The 1,747-nt window shown below is 32.3% G+C and carries 3 protein-coding genes; all 3 read right to left on the bottom strand.

Annotation, left to right across the window (positions count from 1 at the left end; translation table 11 throughout):
- A partial coding sequence (locus tag BUA73_RS14660; protein ID WP_479723831.1) for a hypothetical protein occupies nt 1–229 on the bottom strand: 229 nt, incomplete at its 3' end.
- A 501-nt stretch (nt 230–730) separates the two neighbouring features.
- On the bottom strand, nt 731–1,108 hold the full coding sequence (locus BUA73_RS13630; protein ID WP_072904641.1) for a hypothetical protein: 378 nt from the start codon (nt 1,106–1,108) through the stop codon (nt 731–733).
- A 12-nt stretch (nt 1,109–1,120) separates the two neighbouring features.
- Nucleotides 1,121–1,747 (bottom strand): hypothetical protein (locus BUA73_RS14205; protein WP_178139284.1); only part of this gene is annotated, 627 nt, incomplete at its 5' end.

Below are 1,747 nucleotides of genomic sequence, written 5' to 3'. Positions count from 1 at the left end.
TTCCGTTGCCATCATAGCTATAACTCACAGTACCTTCTGGGAATGTGGTTTTTATTATTCTTCCAAGGGCATCGTACTCATAGGATATATTCTGTACTCTTCCATTTACCATCTCCGATAAAAGATTCCTGCTGTTGTAACCATAGCTTACCTGGCTGCCCATGGCTGTTGTCTCTCGGATGAGATTTCCAGCTAAATCGTACTCAAAATTTCCTGTTTGCTTTAACAGTTTTCTATATGTTCCATATTTTACATGGAATATAATTGAACTAGATTTTTATTTATCTATTTCAATTCTTTTAAGTCCTTATTCCCCCCGTTACAATTTCCTAGTCCCGAGTTCTAAGTCTCTAGTTATTCCACTCAGCTATCTTATCATTATTTTCTATTCTATCAATTCTTTTTATTTTTTAGTGGAATTGATTTTTGCCCTACATATTATATGTTCAGAGTTCCCCTCGATTTCAAGTGGAATTGTTGAGCCTAGGATTTCCTTGCTTATCAGCTTACGGTAGTTTTCAATCCTAGTTATCTTGACTTTTATAAATATTTTAGTGCATGAAAAAAAGATTAATGCTCCATTACTGAAACATTAACCTTTTTAACTTCTTTCACTGCATTATTTAAGTTATGCAGTTCTTATTTTTTCTTACTTTGTTGATTTAATGCTATTCTTCTATCATTAATTTTTATGCAGTTAATAAATCCTTTATTATGAATTTACTTAATCCTATAAATTTATATTACTTACCCTAATTGAATCACAATTTATCTCTACCCATTCATTTGATATATCTTGCTTAATTCCTTCTATATCAATTAATACAATACTATCATAAACTTTTAATGTAGCTAAATTATCTTCGCTATTATAATCCAACTTGGCTACTATTTTAATTCCCTTATCTTTCTGGATTATTACATTGTCATTTTCACTTGAAAAGCATATATTAGTTTTCCATATAAGTTCATCATCTATATCCATTTCTACAGCATAGCTTTCATTTCTTTCTGGTTTATCTCCATCCCACTCAGCAATGAATTCATTACGTTCTACTTGAACCACTACCCTATTCTCATCTAATATATCTGCTACTTTAACATTCATTGTTTATCACTCCTAATTTTTATATGGTACTCTAACAACTGTATTGTCAACATTCATGACATTATTTATTGGGTCATAAGTCCATATTTCTTCATGATAATGGAACTTACTTGGTTTTGAATTCATTTCATGTGAACCGAATCTTATACTTCTTTTTCCATCAGCAGAGAATATTCTATCAGGGTCTTTTAGCCCTGTTCTTGGATGAATATCAGTATATTCTCCTGGTCCTAAAAATTCATCCCATTTATCAACTGCTTCAGTAACTTTTACAGGCTTATTTGCATAAACTTCTTTATGATATCCTCTACCTGGAATGTTGTCAGCTTTAGCCGCCCCCTCATACTTCATTCTCCAGTTTCCACTATCAAGAACTTTTCTATCAATGTCATCTAAAGTAGAAGGAATGCCATTCTTCCTCATCATATCATAAGCATCATCTGCATACCTTGACACATTTCTTCCTATGTCTATTGCATCGTCTGCATACTTTGTTCCTATACCTAGTAGTTCTTTCCCCCACTTTGTCCCTTTACCTACAATATCTCCAAATGGTATAAAGGATATGCTGGATAACGCTGCATTAGTTAAATCACCCTGCAAGAAGTAATAACCTGTATTTATAGCATCAAATAAATT

Origin of the sequence: Hathewaya proteolytica DSM 3090, assembly GCF_900142225.1 — a bacterium.
Lineage (GTDB): Bacteria > Bacillota > Clostridia > Clostridiales > Clostridiaceae > Hathewaya > Hathewaya proteolytica.
Note: the sequence above shows the minus strand (reverse complement) of the source record. Positions and strands in the feature narration are given on the sequence as shown.